Origin of the sequence: Skermanella rosea, from assembly GCF_016806835.2 — a bacterium.
Taxonomy (GTDB): domain Bacteria; phylum Pseudomonadota; class Alphaproteobacteria; order Azospirillales; family Azospirillaceae; genus Skermanella; species Skermanella rosea.
Genome location: NZ_CP086111.1, coordinates 3,163,064 through 3,177,456 on the forward strand (window position 1 = coordinate 3,163,064; position 14,393 = coordinate 3,177,456).

The window sequence follows — 14,393 nt, forward strand, 5'->3', positions numbered from 1 at the left end:
CCATGGATCTCGCACTGACCATTCTCCTGGATGGGCTGATCTACGCCTCGTGGCTCTTCATCGTGGCGCTCGGCCTGACGCTGGTATTCGGCGTCCTCAAGATCCTCAACATCGCCCATGGCAGTCTCTACGCCATCGGCGCCTACGCGGCGGCCAGCTTCGTGGCGTTCTTCGCGTCGCTCGGGCTGGCGCCGGAATGGTCGCTGGTCGCCATGCTTCTGGCGGCCGTCGCGGTCGCGGTCGTCGTCGGCCCGCTCCTGGAGCGGGGCCTGCTGCGGCTGTTCTACGGCCGGGACGAGGTGCTGCTGGTGCTGGTCACCTACGCCCTGTTCCTGATGCTGGAGGACGTCACCAAGCTGATCTGGGGGGTCAACCCCTACTACGTCTCCGAGCCCTACACCCTGTTCGGCGATGTGGAGTTCGGCTCGCTGTTCTATGTCGGCTACGACCTGATGATGATCGTCCTGGCCGTGGTCTGCGGCCTGGGCGTCTGGTTCGGCCTGAACCGAACGGTGACCGGCAAGATCGTGCTGGCCGTGATCCACAACGAGGAAGTCAGCGCCAGCATGGGGGTGAACGTCAACCGCGTCTATGTCGCGGCCTTCACCGTCGGCGTCTTCCTGGCGGCGCTGGGCGGAGCCTTCACGGCGCCGATGATCTCGGTCCAGCCGGGGCTCAGCGTGGGCGTGATCATCCTGAGCTTCGCCGTCGTGATCATCGGCGGGCTGGGCAGCATCGAGGGGGCGGCGATCGGCGCCGTGGTGGTCGGCCTCGCCCGCGCGGCAGCGGTCCACCTGATGCCCGACGCGGAGCTTTTCAGCATCTACATCGTCATGGCGGCTGTCCTGATCTTCCGACCGGAAGGCCTGTTCCAGCGCGTCTCCGCCCGCAAGATCTGACCGGCGGGAGCCCCTTTCCGATATGAGTGACATGACGCGCCGACCCTTTCTTCCGGCAGCCCTGGCAACATCCGCGACCGTCGCGGCGCTGCTCGCGGCCGGACTTCTCATGCCGCGCTGGCTCCTTTTCCTGGGGACCATCGCCGCCTCCTACGGCATCGTGACGCTCGGCATCGTGCTGCTGATGCGGAGCGGCGTCGTGTCGTTCGGCCAGGGACTGGTCTATGCGGCCGGCGGCTATGTCGCCGGCCTCGCCCATACCCGGCTCGGCATCACCGACGCCGTCCTGCTGATGCTGGTCGGCGGAACGGCGGCGGCGCTGGCCGGCGCCGTGGTCGGGCCGCTGCTCGCCCGCTACCGGGGCATCTTCTTCTCCATGCTGACCCTGGCGCTCTCCATGGTGCTCTACGGCGCCCTGGTGAAGTCGCCCGCGATCGGCGGATCGGACGGCTTCAATGTCGGGCGGCCGACGATGCTGGGCTGGACGCCGCCGGACGCCTATGCGGACTATTCCATCTACGCGCTGGCGATGGTCGTGACCGGCATCTTGGCCTTCCTCGCCACGGTCTATTTCCGCTCGGCCCGGGGGCTGGTGTCGCTGGCGATCCGCGACAACGACCTGCGGGTGGAATATCTGGGCGCGTCCGTCCAGGCGGCCATCGCGGTCAACTTCACCCTGGCCGCGGCGCTGGGCGGGATCGGCGGCGCGTTGACGGTGATGGCGCTCGGCCACATCGATCCGAACTTCGCCTATTGGACCACGTCGGGCGAGTTCGTCTTCGTGGCGATCCTGAGCGGTCACCATGGGGTGGTCGCGGTGTTCATCGCCTCCGTCCTGCTGGAACTGGTCCGGTCCTTTTCCAGCCTGTACTTCCCGCACATGTGGCAGTTCTCCCTGGGCCTTTTCCTGCTGCTGGTGATCCTGTTCCTGCCGCGCGGCATCGGCTCGCTGTGGTCCAAGCGGGCCGCGACGGCGGGACGGAGCCGCGCGCCTGCCGTCCGGTCCGCCCGCGGGGAGGCCGTGCCATGACCTCGGTCCTGTCCGCCCATGATCTGGGCAAAAGCTTCGGTGCCGTCGTGGCCGCGTCGGGACTGTCGATGGAGGTCCCCGCCGGCCAGCGGGTCAGCCTGATCGGCAGCAACGGTGCGGGAAAGACAACATTCGTCAACATGGTGACCGGGTACCTGAAGCCGGACAGCGGGCGAATCCTGCTGGAGGGCCGCGACATCACCGCCCTGGCGCCCCGGCGGATCAGCCGCATGGGAGTCAGCCGGTCGTTCCAGATTCCGCAGCTCTGCATCGAGTTGACCGCGCTGGAGAACATGCTGGTGGCTCTCGCCGCCTCCGATCCGGGCGGCCGCCTGTCGTTCTGGAAACCCGCCCATGCCGACGACCAGCGGATCCGGGCGGAGGAACTGCTCGACCGCTTCGGCCTCGCCGAATACGCCGACCGGCCGGTTTCCGAACTGGCCGGCGGCGTGCGCAAGCTGCTGGACATCGCCATGGCCCTGACCGGCCGCCCGCGCCTGCTGCTGCTGGACGAACCGACCAGCGGCGTCAGCGCGGAGGAGAAATTCCCGATGATGGAGACGGTGATGGGGGCGCTGGCCCGCGAATCCGTCACCGTCCTGTTCGTGGAGCACGACATGGATATCGTGACCCGGTACGCCGACCGCGTGGTCGCCTTCTTCAACGGCCGCATCATCGCCGACGACCCGCCCGACCGGGTGCTGGACGATCCCGAGGTGCAGCGGTACGTCACGGGGACCGCCCGGTGACCGGCGAAATCCTGGCCGTGGACGGAATCCACGTGACCATCCAGTCGGTCACCGCGCTGCGCGGGTTCGGCATGACCGTGGCGCCCGGCGAGATGATCGGGCTGGTCGGCCGCAACGGTGCCGGCAAGACCACCATGATGCGGACCATCATGGGCCACCTGGCCCCGGTCCAGGGGCGGATCAGCATCGACGGGACCGACCTGCGCACGGTCGCCCGCCACCACCGCGCCGACCTGGGCATCGGCTACATGCCGGAGGACCGCGGGCTGATCCCCGCCCTGACAGTGGAGGAGAACATCCTTCTGCCGACCTGGGTGACCAAGCGGCTGGACGACCGGCAGCGGCTCGACTTCGTCTACGGCATCATGCCGGAGTTGAAGGCCATGCGGGAGCGCAAGGCGCTGCTGCTGAGCGGCGGCCAGCAGAAGATGGTGGCGCTGGGCCGCGCCCTGGCGGTCGGCACCCGCCTGCTGCTGCTGGACGAGCCGTTCGAGGGCGTGGCCCCCGCGCTGTCGCAGCGCTTGTCGGAGGTGATCTCCGCCCTGAAGGGCAAGGATCTGGCGGTGGTGATTTCCCAGTCGGATCTGAACCATTCCCAATCCCTGTTCGACCGCGAATACATCATCGAGCGTGGCGCCAACGGGACCATGCGGGAGAAGGCGCACTGATGGCTTGGCCCGACGATCCATTGCCGGCGACCCGGATGGAGGCCCATTTCGGCGACCGGGTCGTCCGCTGCTTCACCGGGCGTCCCGGCAGCCTGATCGCCATGCTGGCGGATGCCGTTGATCGCAACCCGGACGGCGACGCGGTCGTCTGCGGCGACAGGCGCCTGAGCTACCGCCGGCTTGGCGAGGAGGTGGACAGCCTGGCCGCCGGCTTGTCGGAGCGCGGCATCCGGCCCGGCGACCGGGTAGCGCTTCTGCTGGGCAACCGGGTGGAGTTCGTCACCTCGCTCTACGCCGTGGCAAGGCTCGGCGCCATCGCGGTGCCGCTGAGCGTGCGGGAGCAGAAGCCCGGCCTGGAGTATGTGCTGGACGACTGCGGCGCCGCGATGGTGATCCACGAGGCGGACCTGACGGACCGGCTGCCGGACATCGCGGGGCTGATGCGGGTCGCGGTGCCGACCGAGAGGCTGCATTCCCCCGCCCCGCCGCCGCCCATGCCGACGGTGCGGGAGGAGGATACCGCCGTCATCCTCTATACCTCGGGCACGACCGGCAAGCCCAAGGGGGCGATGCTGACCCATCTCGGCATCTGTCATTCCGCTCTCCATTACGAAACCTGCATGGGCCTGACCGCGCGGGACCGCTCGGTTCTGGCGGTCCCGGGCAGCCACGTGACCGGGCTGATCGGCATGGTCGCGGCGATGCTGCGCGTCGCCGGCGCGCTGCTGATCCTGCCGTCCTTCAAGGCACGCGACTTCCTGGCCCTGGCGGCGGCGGAGCGCATGACCCACACCATCCTGGTGCCGGCCATGTACAATCTATGCCTGCTCCAGCCGGACTTCGCCGAATTCGACCTGTCCGCCTGGCGGATCGGCGCCTTCGGCGGCGCCCCGATGCCGGACGCGACCATCGCGGCGCTGGCCCGCACGGTGCCGGGCCTGACCCTGATGAACGCCTACGGCGCCACCGAGACCACCTCGCCCGCCACGATCATGCCGATCGGCCACACGCCCGGGCGGCTGGACAGCGTCGGCCGCGCGGTGCCCTGCGCCGAGATCCGCGTGATGGACGCCGAGGGGCGCGAGGTCCCGGCCGGCGAGACGGGCGAGCTGTGGATCCGGGGTCCGATGGTGGTGAAAGGATACTGGAACAAGCCCGAGGCGACCGCCCAGGGCTTCACCGCCGGGTTCTGGCATTCCGGCGACATCGGCTCGGTCGATGCGGACGGTTATGTCCGGGTATTCGACCGCATGAAGGACATGATCAACCGCGGCGGCTACAAGATCTTCAGCGCCGAGGTCGAGAACGTGCTGAGCCACTTCCCCGGCGTCCAGGAGGTCGCGGTCGTCGGATACCCCTGCCCCGTCCTGGGCGAACGCGTCCACGCCTTCATCGCGGCGGAGGCCGCGATCGACACGGCGGCCTTGCGGGCGTTCTGCGCGGAGCGCCTGTCGGACTACAAGGTGCCGGAGGGCTTCACGATCGAGTCCGGCACGCTTCCGCGCAATCCGAACGGGAAGGTGATCAAGCGGACATTGCGGGAGAGGCTATTGCATAACGCGGGGTCATAGCCCCGCCTTCGTTCTGAATTTGTTCTAAATCCGCGTTTATGTCAAGGCGTTTTCGGGTGAATGGGAACGACTCGATGGCGATCCGTTTCCGAAGCGACGGCGCGATGCTGTCGAACCCGAAGCTACTGGGCGACCACCCAGTTTTCCGTCCGCAGGCCGGCGTAGCAGGCGAAGTCACCGACATTGTTGGTCACCAGCGTGACGTCCAGTGCGATCGCATGGGTCGCGATGAGCTTATCCAGGGCATCGCGCTTACGGTCGGGGGCTGAGAGACGGACTGGACCATAGGCCCGTCCTGCAGCCTGATCAAACCCCATGACCGGAATATCCTGAACGAGGATCTCGAGAGCAGCCTCATTCTGAGCCATTCGATCACCCGACACGGACACACCGTAAGCCAGCTCAGCATATGTGATGGCCGACATGACGACCTCGCCGACTTTACACTGGGCGAAACGTTGACCGACCGAGGGTGGATGTTTCTTTATCAGGTAGATGCAGATGTTCGTGTCGAGCATGAACTTGGGTTTCACAGCGTGTTTCGCTCACTCTCGCTGTTGTCGCCCCGACCTTCCGCCATGAAATCGTCCGAGAAGGCGCTGAACTTCTCCATCACCGTGTCCAATTTGCGTGCCACCGGACGAATGCGAAGTTCATCACCGACCCGTTCGATTTCCACATCCATGTCATTCCTATCAAATGCCATGTCAGAGGGAATTCGAACCACCTGCGAGTTGCCGTCTTTGAACACTTTCGTGATGTGCATGGCTGTGTTCCCGATACGGAAGTTCGAGTGGTGAAGCTAAGCACATGGACGCTAGCACAAGTTCGTCCGCGTTGTCGCCGATGCTACACGACCGCGACCAGCCGGCGGATCAGCACCGCCGCTCCTTCCGCCGCGGCTCCGCAGAAGGCGGCGAAGTCCATGTGGCTTTCGGCGCCGGCGAGATCGCTGAGGGAGCGGACGACGAGGCAGGGGATGCCGTAGCGCTCGGCGACCTGGGCGACGGCGGCGCCTTCCATCTCGATCGCCAGCGCTTCGCCGAAGTCGCGGTGAAGGCGTTCGCGGGTTGCTTCGCAGTTGAGGAAGGTGTCGCCGGTCAGGATCGTGCCGAAGTGGATCGTTGGCACGCGCGGCTCGGCGCCGGTCGCCTTGGCATCGAAGGCAGGCAGGGCGATGTTGTTCAGGGCGGCCCGGACCTTGTCCTCCAGGGCGGGGACCAGGGCGTAGCCATGGGTCTCGTCGAAACCGGGAAGCGGCGGGACGCCGGGCTGGTAGGGGCGGATGCGGCCGTCGACCAGGGCGCCGTAGTCGTGCTGGACCAGGCGCGTCGCGACCACCACGTCGCCGATGCCGAGCTTCGGGTCGAGGCCGCCGGCGACGCCGGAGAACAGCAGGGCATGGCAGCCGAAGATTTCCGCCAGCAGGGTCGAGACCACCGCCGCGTTGACCTTGCCGATGCCGCTTTCCACCATCACCGTGGGCCGGCCTTCCAGGGTGCCTTCGCGGAAGGTCAGCCCGGCCAGGGTCCGCGACGCCGTCTCGGTGAAGCTGGAGCCGAAATGGGCGATCTCGTCGGGGATGGCGCAGATCAGGCCGAGGGGGTTTGCGGTCATGTCGGTGTTCCCGGGGTCGAAGGCGGCTGGTTATCAGTCATACCGGCTTTTATAGTCCGCTGTCATGGATGACATGGTTCAGAACGATGCGCTGCTGCCGCCGAACTTCCTCGGCTGGTTCTCCAATCGCGGCTGGTCGCCGCATGCCCACCAGATCGAGATGCTGCGGGCCGCCCGCGACGGCGCCGACGCGCTGCTGATCGCTCCCACCGGCGGCGGCAAGACGCTGTCCGGGTTCCTGCCCAGCCTGATCGACCTGTCGGAACGGCCCCGCGACGGACTGCACACGCTGTACATCTCGCCGCTGAAGGCCCTGGCGGTCGATATCCAGCGCAACCTGGAAAGCCCGGTCGCCGAGCTGCGCCTGCCGATCCGGACGGAGACCCGGACGGGCGATACCTCCGCCGCCAAGCGCCAGCGCCAGCGGTCGAAGCCGCCGCAGGTGCTGATGACGACTCCGGAGAGCCTGGCGCTGATGCTGTCCTATACGGACGCGGAGAAGATCTTCAAGGGGCTGCGCTGCGTCGTAATCGACGAGTTGCACGCCCTGGCCGGGACGAAACGCGGCGACCTGCTGGCGCTGGGACTGGCGCGGCTGGCGAAGCTGGCGCCCGGCGGGCGGCGCGTCGGGCTGTCGGCGACGGTGGCTCACCCGGACCATCTGATCGCGTACCTGTCGAAGACCGGCAAGGCCGGGGGCGGCGACGTGCGGACCGTCACGGGCCGGTCGGGAGCCCGTGCCCAAGTCGATATCCTGACGACCCGCGAGCGGCTGCCCTGGTCCGGCCGCATGGCGGTCCACGCGCTGGGCGAAGTCTATGAGCAGATCCGCCGGGCCGGCACCACGCTGGTGTTCGTAAATACCCGCGCGCAGGCCGAACTGGTCTTCCAGGAGCTTTGGAAGATCAACGAGGACGGGCTGGCGATAGCGCTCCATCATGGCAGCCTGGCGGCGGAGCAGCGCCGCAAGGTCGAGGCCGCCATGGCGCGCGGGGCCTTGCGGGCGGTCGTCGCGACCTCGTCCCTGGACCTGGGAATCGACTGGGCCGCCGTCGATCTGGTCGTGCAGGTCGGGGCGCCCAAGGGAGTCAGCCGGCTGCTCCAGCGGATCGGCCGGGCCAACCACCGGCTGGACGAGGCGAGCCGCGCCGTGCTGGTGCCGGCCAACCGGTTCGAGGTGCTGGAATGCCGCGCCGCCGTGCAGTCGATCGCGACCCATACGCTGGACGGCGACCCACCGCGCCCCGGCGGGCTGGACGTTCTGGCCCAACATATCCTGGGCATGGGCTGCGCGGCCCCGTTCGATGCGGATGACCTGTATGCGGAGGTGATCTCGGCGGCGCCCTACTCCGCCCTGACGCGCGCGGATTTCGACGACGTGCTGAACTTCGTCGCGACCGGAGGCTACGCGCTCGGCAGCTACGACCGGTTCAAGCGGCTGGCGCGGGACGAGGCGGACGGGCTGTACCGGGTCGCCGGGCCGGTCGTCGCCCGCCAATACCGAATGAATGTCGGGACGATCGTCGCGGCGGTGACGCTCAAAGTCCGGATGGGCCGGTCCCAGGTGCTGGGCGAGGTCGAGGAGTCCTTCGTGCAGTCGCTGATACCGGGCGACACCTTCCTGTTCGCCGGGCAGCTGCTGAAATTCCTCGGTATCCAGGAGACCTATGTCAATTGCGCGCGGGGCGGACAGGGCGACCCCAAGGTGCCGGCCTATGCCGGCGGCAGGATGCCGCTGTCCACCCATCTGGCCGATGAGGTCCGGGCCATGCTGGCGGACCCCGGCGTCTGGGGCGATTTGCCGGCGGCGGTGCAGGAATGGCTGCGCCTCCAGCGGCTGAGGTCGGTGATGCCGCCGCGGGAAGGGCTTCTGGTCGAGAGCTTTCCGCGCGGGAAGCAGCATTTCCTCGTGGCCTACTGCTTCGAGGGGCGCAACGCCCACCAGACGCTGGGCATGCTGCTGACCCGGAGGATGGAGCGCGCCGGGCTGAAGCCGCTGGGCTTCGTCGCGACCGACTATGTGTTGTCGGTCTGGAGCCTGCGGCCGGTCCGGGACGTGGACGCCCTGTTCGACCAGGACATGCTGGGCGACGACCTGGAAGCCTGGATGGACGAGTCGAGCATGCTGCGCCGGACCTTCCGGAACGTGGCCGTGATCTCCTGCCTGATCGAGCGGCGGCATCCCGGCCAGGAGAAGACGGGGCGGCAGGTGACTTTCAGTTCGGACCTGATCTACGACGTGCTGCGCAAGCACGAGCCGAACCACGTGCTGCTGCGGGCGACCCGGGCGGATGCTGCGGGCGGGCTGACCGACGTGCGGCGGCTGGCCGACATGCTGGCCCGCGTCAACGGCCGCATCACCCACCGCGCGCTGACCCGGGTGTCGCCGCTGGCCGTGCCCGTGCTGCTGGAGGTCGGGCGCGAGCAGGTCTCCGGCTCGGCCCTGGACGACCTGCTGGGCGAGGCGGAACAGGAACTGATCGACGAGGCGATGCCGGAACTGAGGGGCGGCCGGGCGCTGGACCAGGGGATGCTGCCGATATAGCCGGGCCCATCCCTGTGGTTTGCAATTGACGCGCCCTCCCCGATCGGCGACACCTATGCCGGAACCTAAAGTGAACATATCGGGTTTTCCGTGAATTCGCCAGAGAGTTTAATCCTGAACGGCGTGCCGCTGGTGGCCGACCTGTCCGGGGCGCTGCTGTGGCCGGAGAGGCGGCTGATGGTGGTGGCCGACCTGCACCTGGAAAAGGGCTCCGCCTTCGCCCAGCGTGGCCAGTTGCTGCCGCCCTACGACACGGGAGCCACGCTGGCGCGGCTGGAAGCGCTGGTCGAGAGCCGGCGGCCGGAGACCGTCATCTGCCTGGGCGACAGCTTCCACGACCGGCGCGCCGCCGAGCGGCTTTCCCGTCCCGACGCCGAACGGATCGCTCGGCTGACGGCGGGCCGCGACTGGATCTGGGTGACCGGCAACCACGACCCGGAGCCGCCGGCGCATCTGGGCGGGCGGATCGAGGATACGGTCGTCCTGGGGCCGCTGTGCTTCCGGCACGAGGCGACCGCCGGGGCCGGGGGCGAGGTTTCCGGCCACTATCACCCGGTCGCCGCCGTGCGGGTCCGGGGCCGGCGGGTGCGGGCGCGGTGTTTCGCCGGCGACGGGCGACGGCTGATCATGCCGTCGTTCGGCGCCTATACGGGCGGGCTGAACGTGCTGGACCGCGCGCTGGTGCCGCTGCTGGGCCGGCGGTTCCAGGTCCATATGATGGGCAGGGAGCGGCTGTTCGAGTTTCCCAGCGCCCGGCTGGAGCCGGACCTGGAGCGGGTGTCCTGAGCAGCGGGAGCGGTCCGGCGGACGGCATGGATTGATCCGGCGCCGAAGGGGTATAGATCGCTGGAGCGGGCGCCCTGCCCCGCCGCCGTTCCCTCCCCGCCTGCAAAGTCCCCATGACATCGCGATCTCCCGTCATCGTCTGGTTTCGCCACGATCTGCGCCTTGCCGACAATCCCGCCCTTCACCGCGCGGTGGAGAGCGGAGCGCCGGTGATTCCCTTGTATGTGCTTGATGATGGCGGTGCCGACGGCGTGAGGCCGCCGGGAGGCGCCGGGTCCTGGTGGCTTCACCATAGCCTGGAGAGGCTGGGTGCGGCGCTCGCCCGGCTGGGCTCGCCGCTGGTGCTGAGGCGGGGGCCGGCCGGGCAGATCCTCGATCGCCTGATCGCCGAGACCGGGGCCGGCCTTGTGGTATGGAACCGCGAATGCGAGCCGTCAGCGGCCCGGCGGGATGCTGCCGTACGGGAGAAGCTGGCGGAGTGCGGCGTCGCGGTCGAGAGTTTCAACGGCGGCTTGCTGGTCGAGCCCGAGCAGGTCCGGTCCAAGGCCGGAACGCCCTTCAAGGTCTTCACGCCGTTCTGGAAGACGCTTTCCACCGCGCATGATCCGGCGCGCCCGCTGCCCGCCCCCGCGGCGCTGAAGCCGCCGGGAAGTGCGGTGGCTTCGGATGTCCTGGCCGCCTGGGGATTGCTGCCGACCTCGCCCGACTGGGCCGGCGGTCTGCGGGACGACTGGACTCCCGGGGAGGAGGCCGCGGCGGGGCGGCTCGCGGATTTCCTGGACGCGATCCTGCGGGATTACAGGACCGGCCGCGACCGTCCCGGCCGGGACGGCACCTCACGGCTGTCGCCGCACCTGCACTGGGGCGAGATCTCCCCCCGCCAGGTCTGGCACGCGGCGCGGCATCGGGCCGAAGCGGCGACCGGGCTGGAACCTGCGGTGGAGGCCTTCCTGCGCGAGATCGGCTGGCGGGAATTCACCCACGGGCTTCTGCTGACCAACCACGACATGAGGACGGAGCCGATGGACAGTCGGTTCAAGGCCCTGCCCTGGCGGAACGACGATGCCGGCCTGAAGGCATGGCAGCGGGGGCGGACAGGGTATCCGATCGTCGATGCCGGGATGCGCCAGCTCTGGCGGACGGGATGGATGCACAACCGGGTGCGGATGATCGTCGGCTCCTTTCTGGTCAAGGACCTGCTGCTGCCGTGGCAGTCGGGGGAGGAATGGTTCTGGGACACGCTGGTGGATGCGGATGCCGCCAACAACAGCGCGAACTGGCAGTGGATCGCCGGCTGCGGCGCCGATCCCGCGCCGTTCTTCCGGGTGTTCAACCCCGTCCTCCAGGGCCGCAAGTTCGACCCCGACGGCAGCTATGTGCGGCGGTACGTGCCGGAACTGGAACGGCTGCCCGACCGCTACATACACGAGCCCTGGAGCGCCCCGGCCGAGGTTCTGGCGAAGGCCGGCGTGACGCTGGGCCGGACCTATCCAAAGCCGATCGTGGACCATGGTGCGGCACGCGACCGGGCGCTGGAGGCCTTCCGGGCGGTCAAGGCGGCGGGGAAAGTCGCTCCCCCGGGCTGAGGCCGCAAATGTCAGCATTTGTGATAGTCGAGGGCGCGTCATGTCAACATGCCCCCCCGGGAGGAAGGCCGCAAATGTCATGATCCGCATCGACGGACGAAGGTCGCGGAGGAGCATCCGCCGGACGCCGGCTGGCTCACCGGGAACTCCTGCCGTCGGGGAACATGATCGAATGGTGTTGATGGGGCAGAAGCATACAGGAAGTTAGGACAAAAATCCACTCATGACTTCTACTGCAAGTCTCGACGGGGCGTGCCTACCCGGGCCGGGGCAAGTATGCGCTTGATCCGGCAGACATCGACGGATCGAGCGCGCTGGCGCTTCCCGAAGGGTTGCGATGCCTTATCAGCAGGTGAATATTGATGATCAACCTGTCATTATCGGTGACATCATGCCCATTCAAATCGCCAATCCGAAGGTTATCGAGAAAATCGACCGGCTTAGCCGCCTGATGGGTCTGGGCAAGACGGCGACGGTCGAAGCGGCGGTCGACCGCATGCTGGCGGAGATCGCGACGGAATCACAGTCCGATCCGTGGGCCGGCATAGTCGCGATAATCGCCCAGTTGCACCGGATTCCTCCTCGACCGGACGCCTTCGAAGCCGTCGAGTATGATGACGCCGGACTGCCCGGATGAAGGCCAACTTCATCGCGGTGGACACTTCCGCCTTGATTGCCATCGAACTTGAATCAGCACCGTATCCGTGATCGAAGCCAGGATGGTAGCCTATGGAAGGCTGGGGCAACGGGCGGTGGTGCTTGATGATTTCCTGCACGCACCGGCTTTCGAGATCATCCCGCCGCGGGCCGAGGAAATGGAAGCGGCATGGAAAGCTTTCGTCGCTTTCGGCAAAGGAAGCGGACACCCGGCAGCCCTGAACTTCGGCGAAGTCTTCGCCTATGCTTTGGCAAAGGTTCGGAGGATACCTTTGCTTTTCAAGGGCAACGATTTTTCGCATACCGATGTGACTTCAGCTATCACGGTCCAATGACGATCTGATCGCTTCGCCAATTCCGCCACCATCGCCGCGATGCGACGGCCACGGATCAACTTTCGGTCCGGCGCGGAGCGGTGGGGACCCGAGCCGGCAAGCGCAGGTCGAGCGGTGGGAGATAGCCCCGACGGCTTGGCGGATTTGAAGACGATCGAAGTCGGGCGTCAGGGGACGCCCCCCGTGAATGGCCCTCTGTCCCAGCGGCTTATCCATACCATTGCGATGGGGCAAGAAAAGGTTTATATCGGCTGCATTGAACCATTGTACTGGCTCAAACAGCGTCAATGACAGCCGCGACCATCACCCTGCAACTTCATCACCACGGGGCGTGGCACGATGCGGCCGTCCTTGACGTGAAGGACGCCGGGCAGGGGATCGACGGGGCGTCCGCGTTGTCCTACGAGTTGGATTACTTCATCGAATGGGGAGCCGTGCCGCTGGCGGATGATCTTCCGCTCTTGGATTATCGCGCCCTGTCGGTCCAGGCGCCCGTCGATCTCGAATTTCGCAGCGCCGCCCATTGGCCGGCATTCCTCCTCGACCTGCTGCCGCAGGGCCATGCGCGCCGGCGGCTGGCTACGGCATTGGGGTTCCAGTCCGCCGATGGGACCGCGCTCGATTTTCCGCTGCTGCTGCGGGGAGCCGGATGTCCGGTCGGGAACATCAGGGTCAAGGAAGCTTGGGAGCAGGAGTGCCGGCGTCTGGAAGGACAAGTCTTCCAGGGATTGGAGACCGGGGATGTGCTGCGGCGCACCGATCGCTTCCTGGACGCTGCGGACCGTTTCGCCCTGATAGCATCTGGATCCAGCGGCGTTCAGGGCGAATGGCCAAAGGTGCTGCTTACCAGGAGCATCGATGGGCTTTGGTATCCCGATCCCCTGGTGAACGACCAGGACGCATCGGCGCATGCCATCGTCAAACTGAGCCGGGCGCGCAGCCGGGCCGACCTGCTGATCCTGGCGGCGGAAGCTCCTTACCTGGAGGTGGCGCGGGAGTTCGGGCTCCGGGTGGCGAACCCGCTGGTCGGCGGCGACCATGTCCTGATGATCCCGCGGTTCGACAGGCGGGTCCGGACAGGCGCCCGGGGTCCGGAGACGGTCCGGCTTGGACAAGAAAGCATCGTTTCAGCTGCCGGGGTCGCTCAGTTCGGATACCTTGCGGCGCATGAGGAATATCTGGGGGTGATCAAGCGCTTCTGCTCCGAGCCGGCGGCCGAGGTGACGGAATACGTGCTGCGCGACGTGCTGAATCTGGCGATGGGGAACCCGGACAACCACGGGCGCAATACCGCGCTTCAGAAGGCGCCGGATGGATGGATCGGGCTTTCTCCGCTGTTCGACTTCGCGCCGATGCGGCTGGACCCCGGCGGCATCGTCCGGGCGACCCGATGGGCTTGCCTGGGGCGGAACGATCTGGTTCCCGACTGGCGCGCGGTCTGCGGCGCGGCAGCCGAAGGGGTGATGGCACCGGAGGATCTGATGGCGGCGCTCGCCGCGAAGGAGCAGCTCGTAAGGGCGCTTCCCGGGATCGCCCGCCGGCACGGCGTCAATGAGGAGGTGATAGACGGGGCGCTCGGACGGGCGGGTGAGATCGCCGACGGCTTGGCGGAGTTGAGCGGGAGCGGCCATGCCCCGCGTTAAGGCCGTGAGCCGGGAGGAGGCACTGGAGGCGCGGCGCCTGCTGGCGGAGCGGGCAAGCCAGGGAGAGCTGAGGTTGCCCGAAGCGGTCGCCGAGGTGCGAAGGACCATGGGCCTGACGCAGGAGCAGTTCGGCAAGGTGTTCAGGCTGACGCGGCGGCAGGTTTCCGAGCTGGAGACCGGGGCGGGAAACCCGACTGTCGAGACGCTGAACCGGATCGCACGGGCGTTCGGGTTCACGGTCGGGTTCGTTCCCCGGAACATGGGGACCGGAAGCAAGCCGTAAGGCGGCGCCGGTCCCCTGCCCTGT

At 67.5% G+C, this 14,393-nt stretch carries 15 protein-coding genes; 12 read left to right on the forward strand and 3 right to left on the reverse strand.

Annotation, left to right across the window (positions count from 1 at the left end; translation table 11 throughout):
* The first annotated feature begins 2 nt into the window (after window positions 1–2).
* From JL101_RS14655 to JL101_RS14675, 5 genes are read left to right on the forward strand one after another with little or no spacing between them, the layout of a single operon-like run.
* Window positions 3–899, forward strand: a complete 897-nt coding sequence (locus JL101_RS14655) for a branched-chain amino acid ABC transporter permease (protein WP_203095921.1) — start codon at window positions 3–5, stop codon at window positions 897–899.
* A gap of 31 nt (window positions 900–930) precedes the next feature.
* The gene (locus JL101_RS14660; RefSeq protein WP_203095923.1) at window positions 931–1,929 is read left to right on the forward strand and encodes a branched-chain amino acid ABC transporter permease; all 999 of its coding nucleotides are present in this window, start codon (window positions 931–933) and stop codon (window positions 1,927–1,929) included.
* On the forward strand, window positions 1,926–2,678 hold the full coding sequence (locus JL101_RS14665; protein WP_203095925.1) for an ABC transporter ATP-binding protein: 753 nt from the start codon (window positions 1,926–1,928) through the stop codon (window positions 2,676–2,678). The genes JL101_RS14660 and JL101_RS14665 overlap by 4 nt, the downstream gene beginning before the upstream one ends.
* On the forward strand, window positions 2,675–3,346 hold the full coding sequence (locus JL101_RS14670; RefSeq protein WP_228434841.1) for an ABC transporter ATP-binding protein: 672 nt from the start codon (window positions 2,675–2,677) through the stop codon (window positions 3,344–3,346). The genes JL101_RS14665 and JL101_RS14670 overlap by 4 nt, the downstream gene beginning before the upstream one ends.
* Complete coding sequence (locus JL101_RS14675; protein ID WP_203095927.1) at window positions 3,346–4,917, forward strand: class I adenylate-forming enzyme family protein; 1,572 nt, start codon at window positions 3,346–3,348, stop codon at window positions 4,915–4,917. Before JL101_RS14670 ends, JL101_RS14675 begins: the two co-directional genes overlap by 1 nt.
* Before the next feature lie 122 nt (window positions 4,918–5,039).
* On the opposite strand, the gene JL101_RS14680 is transcribed toward JL101_RS14675, so the two are convergent.
* From JL101_RS14680 to JL101_RS14690, 3 genes are all read right to left on the reverse strand, one after another.
* Window positions 5,040–5,435 (reverse strand): type II toxin-antitoxin system VapC family toxin, encoded by a 396-nt coding sequence (locus JL101_RS14680; protein WP_203095929.1) that lies wholly within the window; start codon window positions 5,433–5,435, stop codon window positions 5,040–5,042.
* Window positions 5,436–5,446: 11 nt separating this feature from the next.
* Window positions 5,447–5,683: an antitoxin gene (locus tag JL101_RS14685; protein ID WP_203095931.1), complete on the reverse strand. Its 237-nt coding sequence runs from the start codon at window positions 5,681–5,683 to the stop codon at window positions 5,447–5,449.
* Between the two features lie 83 nt (window positions 5,684–5,766).
* Window positions 5,767–6,534, reverse strand: coding sequence for a 5'-methylthioadenosine/adenosylhomocysteine nucleosidase (locus tag JL101_RS14690; protein WP_203095933.1), 768 nt, complete (start codon window positions 6,532–6,534; stop codon window positions 5,767–5,769).
* Window positions 6,535–6,607: 73 nt separating this feature from the next.
* Here JL101_RS14690 and JL101_RS14695 point away from each other — a divergent pair, with 73 nt between their 5' ends.
* From JL101_RS14695 to JL101_RS14725, 7 genes are all read left to right on the forward strand, one after another.
* Complete coding sequence (locus JL101_RS14695) at window positions 6,608–9,079, forward strand: ligase-associated DNA damage response DEXH box helicase (RefSeq protein WP_407697321.1); 2,472 nt, start codon at window positions 6,608–6,610, stop codon at window positions 9,077–9,079.
* A 90-nt stretch (window positions 9,080–9,169) separates the two neighbouring features.
* Window positions 9,170–9,865 carry a ligase-associated DNA damage response endonuclease PdeM gene (gene pdeM, locus JL101_RS14700; protein WP_203095936.1) on the forward strand — a complete coding sequence of 232 codons (696 nt, stop codon included), beginning with the start codon at window positions 9,170–9,172 and terminating at the stop codon, window positions 9,863–9,865.
* Between the two features lie 113 nt (window positions 9,866–9,978).
* A complete protein-coding gene (locus JL101_RS14705; RefSeq protein ID WP_203095937.1) occupies window positions 9,979–11,451 on the forward strand; it encodes a cryptochrome/photolyase family protein in 1,473 nt (490 codons plus the stop codon).
* A 337-nt stretch (window positions 11,452–11,788) separates the two neighbouring features.
* Window positions 11,789–12,088 carry a type II toxin-antitoxin system VapB family antitoxin gene (locus tag JL101_RS14710; protein WP_203095938.1) on the forward strand — a complete coding sequence of 100 codons (300 nt, stop codon included), beginning with the start codon at window positions 11,789–11,791 and terminating at the stop codon, window positions 12,086–12,088.
* Between the two features lie 52 nt (window positions 12,089–12,140).
* Complete coding sequence (locus tag JL101_RS14715) at window positions 12,141–12,443, forward strand: type II toxin-antitoxin system VapC family toxin (RefSeq protein WP_323374735.1); 303 nt, start codon at window positions 12,141–12,143, stop codon at window positions 12,441–12,443.
* Between the two features lie 287 nt (window positions 12,444–12,730).
* On the forward strand, window positions 12,731–14,086 hold the full coding sequence (locus JL101_RS14720) for a type II toxin-antitoxin system HipA family toxin (protein WP_203095940.1): 1,356 nt from the start codon (window positions 12,731–12,733) through the stop codon (window positions 14,084–14,086).
* Window positions 14,073–14,369: a helix-turn-helix transcriptional regulator gene (locus JL101_RS14725; RefSeq protein WP_203095941.1), complete on the forward strand. Its 297-nt coding sequence runs from the start codon at window positions 14,073–14,075 to the stop codon at window positions 14,367–14,369. The genes JL101_RS14720 and JL101_RS14725 overlap by 14 nt, the downstream gene beginning before the upstream one ends.
* Window positions 14,370–14,393 lie beyond the last annotated feature (24 nt).